Consider the following 5728-nt stretch of genomic DNA (forward strand, 5'->3'; position numbering starts at 1 on the left):
AGTCTTTTTCCTCCGGGACTAACAAGGTCTATTTTTTGAGATTTGATAGGTTTTACACCATCAGAAAGAACTCCGCTTATTTTATACATTTTCCTTTTTAACTGAATTTCGAGGTTTGAAATAGTGGAGAATTTTTCAACTCTCCTCACTAAACCGTGAGAAAAGAATCCCTCTTTATCAACTCTGATAAGGACAAGTCCCGGCTTTGCAGTTCCTCTGAACCGGCCGAAGTTGTCAGCAGTGGATTTTTTTTCTGTATCCCCGTATTTTATTGATATTTCTGCATTTTGGACAGGGGAATTGCTATCATCGATTATCCGCCCCTCTATAAAACTCGGAGATTCCTCCAGCTCCAAATTCAAGGTGAATTTTTTATTCTCGTCGGTAAAATCATAGATGAGCTGATTTTCTTCCCTCAGAAAATAACCGAATTTTTTTATGGAAAGTTTATATTTTTTCGAAGGAATATTTCCTGAAAACTTACCTGAAAAATCACTGGTAAGGGTGTAGCTGTTGTTTTCCACATCGGTAAAAATTATATCGGCTCCACCAAGATACATATCTTCGATTTTTAAGACTCCTTCTACGAATACCTCTACAGGTTTGACAGAAAAGTTGAGGTATTCACCGTATCTTTCATTGATTGGGAATCTCTGAACTCTCATAAGGATCTTATCTAGCTCCTTCACAACGATGTCGTACTGTCCGAAGTCAAGGTTCACTCTTTTTAAAAAGGAATCTGAGTAGACGGTCTTTATCAGCTCTCCCTCTTTGTAAAAAAGAATGGAAACATCGGTGAGTATATGAGTCGTATCAGGGGATTCTTTTTGGAAATATAACTGGTTTTTGGTGCTTTTCTTAACAGATATAAAAAAGTCACCTGATTTTTTCTGAAGATCTATATTGTAACTCTGGTATTCCCGTGAAACTGAGATGATCCTCTCAACTGAGAAGTATGACGGAGAGAAAAACTGAAACTTATAATTTCCTGGCTTCAGGTCTAAAAGAGCTTTGCTGTCAGTAAAGTTTATTCCGTTTTTTGACTGGTCTGACATGTCTGTATACTCGACGTATCCTCTGGGGGTGTTGAAATAAAAAGATACTGATCCATCTTTTTTTTCATCTGCCCAGAGAAGGGATGAAAAAAGGAAAATGAATATTATTGCGAAAACTTTTTTTAGCACAATAATCCTCCTCGGAGTTTATGATAAGGGAACTTTTTTGAAAAACATAAAAAAAATAACCTACTTAATTTATAACATTTTTTTTATTAGCAATCAAGAAATGTAACTGCTTTTGAAAAAACATTGTATGTGATATAATTAACTGTAAATGGATACTTATATTTGGACTTATTCTTATAGGCAGGTGAATGTGTATGAGTTTTAAAAACATTATCGATGAGAGAGAAAAAGGAAAAATAAGATTTGTAAAGTCACAAGTGGAAAAAGCCTATTATTTAGGGGAGTTTAAGGAAAATGTCATTGCCGCTCTTCATAAGGGGCAGCTAGAGGAAGACAGTGTGTACCCGGAGATATTAGAGGCGATGAAAGAAAGCGACGCTGTGCTTATGAAGATGAGAAGGGATGTTTCCTTGAAAAAACTCAAGCCTTATATTGATGAGGCCGAAAAAGTCGGGATAAAATATCAGCTTGTAGACGGTATCTCTTATAGGGGAGATGTGGCTCTTGTGGTGGTCTCAAAGGAAGCAATGGAAAATGCCGATGAAGACTTGGTAATAAGGGATATGGATCAGGATTTTATAGATGCAGGCCTTGGAGAAGAATTCAGCAAAGCCAGAGGAAAAAAAATATGCAGCAGTTGTTTTGAAAAGCTAGAAGAGAAGCTGCCTGAATACAAGGGGAGTTTCAAGAAAATGAGTTTTTTTGATAAATTGATAGGACATAAATGTGCTGCGTGCAATAAAAAATAGGAGGAATGATGGTAGAAGCTTTTAGAATAAACGGTGGTAAAGAGTTAAGCGGGGTACTAGAGGTAAGCGGTGCAAAAAATGCAGCTTTACCTATATTGATAGGAACCCTTATAGAAAAGGGAACATACGTTATAAAGAATGTTCCTGACCTGAGAGATATAAGGACACTGATAAAGTTAATCGAAAGTCTGGGGGTACAGTCAGAAAGACTGGATAAAAATTCTTATAAGTTTATAAACAACGGACTGACGAATCTTACAGCTTCTTATGATCTTGTAAAAAAAATGAGAGCTTCATTTTTGGTTATGGGACCTATGCTTGCACATGAGAAAAAGGCCATAGTTTCACTTCCGGGAGGATGTGCTATAGGGGCTAGACCTGTAGACCTTCATCTAAAAGGTTTTGAGGCAATGGGCGTAAAGATAAAAATAGAACACGGATATGTAGAGGCTGAGGTAGATGAGCTGACTGGATCTAATGTAATATTTGACTTTCCAAGTGTAGGGGCTACAGAAAATGTGATAATGGCAGCTGTAAAAGCAAAGGGGACGACTGTTCTTGAAAATGCTGCAAGAGAGCCTGAGGTAGATGACCTGTGTAATTTTTTGATAGCCATGGGTGCAAAGATAGAGGGAGTAGGAACAGGAAGACTGACTATAGAGGGAGTGGAAAAGCTCGTTCCCTGTGAATATACAGTAATGCCAGACAGAATAGAGGCGGGGACTTATATAGTTGCGGCTCTTATGTTTGACAGTAAAATCAAGGTAAAGGGAGTAGAAAGAGAGCACATTGAGAGTTTCGTTATGAAGCTTGAGGAGATGGGCGCTTCTTTTGAAATGGATGGAGACCTTTTGACGGTAACCTCAAAATTTGAGGATTTGAAACCTGCAAAGGCCACAACTATGCCTCATCCTGGATTTGCCACGGATCTTCAATCTCAGATGATGACCCTTATGTGTCTTATAGAGGGAAACAGTGAGATAAAAGAGACAATTTTTGAAAACAGATTTATGCATGTACCTGAACTCAACAGAATGGGAGCCGATATCCATGTAGACGGTCAGGTATCCCTCATAAAAGGTGTGAAGAAATTTTCATCTGCAGAAGTCATGGCAAGCGACCTCAGAGCCGGAGCATCACTGGTTCTAGCAGCTCTAAAAGCAGACGGAGAAAGTATAGTAAACAGAATATATCATGTGGACAGAGGTTATGAGCAGCTAGAGGAAAAACTGAAAAAGATAGGCGCAGATATAGTGAGAATAAAGGCTGAGGCTTAATTATTGGTTTTTACAGATAGACGTAATATAAATTTGACTTTTTAGAGTCAATGGTGAATATTTTAATATAAAGGAGTGTTTAATGGAAAAAATTATAGGATTAAATCCTGTAACAGAAGCGTTGCAGAACCCGGATACCAATATTGAGAAGATAGAAATCTTCAAGGGTCTGAAAGATGACAAGATAGGAAAGATAAAAAACCTTGCATCTAATAGAAATATAAAAGTGCATTTCATAGACAAGAGAGTGGAGAATTCACAAGGTATAGTTGCCTTTATAAGTCAGTATGATTATTATGTGGATCTAGGTGCTTTTCTTGAGAAGATAGCTGCGGATGAAAAATCCATAGTGCTCGTATTAGATGGTGTCCAAGACCCTAGAAACTTTGGTGCTATCATTAGGAGTGCTGAGATTTTTGGTGTAAAGGGGATAATAATCCCTGAAAGAAATTCTGTAAAGATAAATGAAACAGTTGTAAAAACTTCCACAGGGGCAATAGAACATGTGGATATAATAAAAGTCACAAATATATCTGAAGCTCTACAGAAGCTGAAAAAGCTGGACTACTGGGTGTATGGAGCTGAAGGCAGCGGTGAAAAATGTTACTATGAGGAAAAATATCCGAATAGGACAGCTCTCGTAATGGGTGGCGAGGGATCAGGAATAAGAAAGAAAGTAAAGGAAAACTGTGATATTTTAGTAAATATTCCTATGTACGGAAAAATAAATTCTTTGAATGTTTCTGTAGCAGGGGGGATACTTCTTTCTGAAATTGCGAAGAAGATCTACTAAAATTTTAGAAGTGCTGTGTTCTTTTGGTTAGGGTATAGGGGTTAAGGGGGTATTCTATGGCGGTTGAAATGATTACTGATGATGTTTTGACGGAAGCTCAAAACGGTGATCAAGAAGCGGTAAGAAAAGTTTTTGATTATTACAAAAATTTCGTGTTTTTAAAAGCTAAGAACTACTTTTTAATTGGAGCGGACCGAGATGATCTGGTCCAAGAGGGAATGATAGGACTTTTGAAAGCGATAAGGGCTTATGATACAGAAAAAGCAGCTTCTTTCAAAACTTTTGCAACAATCTGTATAAAAAGGCAGCTTATCACTGCGATAAAATCTGCTAATTCCCAAAAGAATTTTGCACTCAATTCTTCAGTAGGAATATACAATGACTCCAATGAGGATAGGGAAGTTCCCTATGCTCGTGGCCTAGAATCTTACGTGACATACAACCCTGAAGAGATGTACCTTACTAAAGAACAGATAACAGGACTGAAAGAACACCTGCAGAGCACCTTGAGTGAATTTGAGAATGAAGTTTTTCAATATATGCTCTTAGGGCATACTTATAAAGAGATATCCAAGAAGCTTGGAAAAAAAGTGAAGTCTGTGGATAATGCTATACAGAGAATAAAAAGAAAAAGTGAAGCCTGGCTAGAAACCTATAGAAAGGCTTAAAAACAAAGGGCTACCTTTTAGGAGGGAGCCCTTTTTATCTTGAGGATTTTTTTTATTTGTGGTATATTTATATGAAAAATGATTTTACAAAAGGGAGTGAAACCTGTGAGGGAATACGATTTTAAGAGTATAGAATCAAAGTGGCAGGATAAATGGAAACAGAACAGCATATTTAAAACAGAAAACAAAGTAGAAAATAAAGAAAATTATTATGTTCTCGAGATGCTTCCTTACCCGTCTGGAAAGCTTCACATGGGGCATGTTAGAAACTATACGATAGGTGACGTAATAGCAAGATATAAAAAAATGAAGGGCTACAATGTGCTTCATCCTATGGGATGGGATTCTTTTGGACTTCCTGCTGAGAATGCAGCGATACAAAATGGAGCACATCCTGCAATCTGGACAAAATCAAATATTGAAAATATGACGAAGCAGCTTAAAAGTCTTGGGTTTTCATATGACTGGGATAGAGAGATAGCCTCTTACAGAGATGATTATTACAAATGGAATCAGTGGATTTTTAAAAGAATGTACGAGCAGGGTCTTGTTTATAAGAAAAAATCATCTGTAAACTGGTGTCCGGATTGTCAGACGGTTCTTGCCAACGAGCAGGTTGAAGACGGAAAATGCTGGAGACACTCCAAAACAGATGTTATCCAGAAAGATTTAGAGCAGTGGTATTTTAAAATAACAGACTATGCTGATGAACTACTGGAAGGGCACAAAGAACTGAAAGACGGATGGCCGGAAAAAGTAGTGACGATGCAGAAAAACTGGATTGGAAAATCTTACGGTACAGAAGTTAATTTTAAAATTGTAGAAAACGGTGCAGATTTACCTGTGTTCACGACAAGAGTAGACACACTTTGCGGGGTTACTTATTGTGTAATAGCCCCTGAGCATCCTATGGTAGACGAAATTTTAAAAGTGAACCCGTCAATAAAAGAAACTGTAGCTGGAATGAGAACCGAGGATGTAATCAGCAGAACAGCAGAAGGGAAAGAGAAAAACGGGGTATTCACAGGTTGGTATGCAGTAAATCCTGCAAATGATG

At 37.6% G+C, this 5728-nt stretch carries 5 protein-coding genes and 1 pseudogene; 5 read left to right on the forward strand and 1 reads right to left on the reverse strand.

The genetic code is table 11. The annotated features are described in order from the left end of the window. A pseudogene (locus ABZA26_RS06195) lies at positions 1-1184 on the reverse strand (hypothetical protein); the annotation flags it as partial. A gap of 194 nt (positions 1185-1378) precedes the next feature. Here ABZA26_RS06195 and ABZA26_RS06200 point away from each other — a divergent pair. The 5 genes from ABZA26_RS06200 to ABZA26_RS06220 all read left to right on the forward strand — a co-directional run. Further along, complete coding sequence (locus ABZA26_RS06200) at positions 1379-1933, forward strand: DUF1694 domain-containing protein (protein ID WP_372713652.1); 555 nt, start codon at positions 1379-1381, stop codon at positions 1931-1933. Between the two features lie 8 nt (positions 1934-1941). Next, complete coding sequence (gene murA / locus ABZA26_RS06205; protein ID WP_372713653.1) at positions 1942-3210, forward strand: UDP-N-acetylglucosamine 1-carboxyvinyltransferase; 1269 nt, start codon at positions 1942-1944, stop codon at positions 3208-3210. Positions 3211-3292: 82 nt separating this feature from the next. Continuing rightward, complete coding sequence (gene rlmB, locus ABZA26_RS06210) at positions 3293-4003, forward strand: 23S rRNA (guanosine(2251)-2'-O)-methyltransferase RlmB (RefSeq protein ID WP_372713654.1); 711 nt, start codon at positions 3293-3295, stop codon at positions 4001-4003. Positions 4004-4059: 56 nt separating this feature from the next. Next, positions 4060-4671, forward strand: a complete 612-nt coding sequence (locus tag ABZA26_RS06215) for a sigma-70 family RNA polymerase sigma factor (protein ID WP_372713655.1) — start codon at positions 4060-4062, stop codon at positions 4669-4671. 105 nt (positions 4672-4776) lie between these two features. Further along, positions 4777-5728, forward strand: a 952-nt coding sequence (locus ABZA26_RS06220) for a class I tRNA ligase family protein (protein ID WP_372713656.1), incomplete at its 3' end; no start/stop codon positions are given.

It is taken from the genome of Ilyobacter sp., assembly GCF_041583315.1.
GTDB lineage: Bacteria > Fusobacteriota > Fusobacteriia > Fusobacteriales > Fusobacteriaceae > Ilyobacter.

Bases quoted from the DNA above. Each gene is read 5' to 3' on its own strand.
- ABZA26_RS06200 (WP_372713652.1), top strand. From the start codon at position 1,379: ATGAGTTTTAAAAACATTATCGATGAGAGAGAAAAAGGAAAAATAAGA.
- murA (WP_372713653.1), top strand. From the start codon at position 1,942: ATGGTAGAAGCTTTTAGAATAAACGGTGGTAAAGAGTTAAGCGGGGTA.
- rlmB (WP_372713654.1), top strand. From the start codon at position 3,293: ATGGAAAAAATTATAGGATTAAATCCTGTAACAGAAGCGTTGCAGAAC.
- ABZA26_RS06215 (WP_372713655.1), top strand. From the start codon at position 4,060: ATGGCGGTTGAAATGATTACTGATGATGTTTTGACGGAAGCTCAAAAC.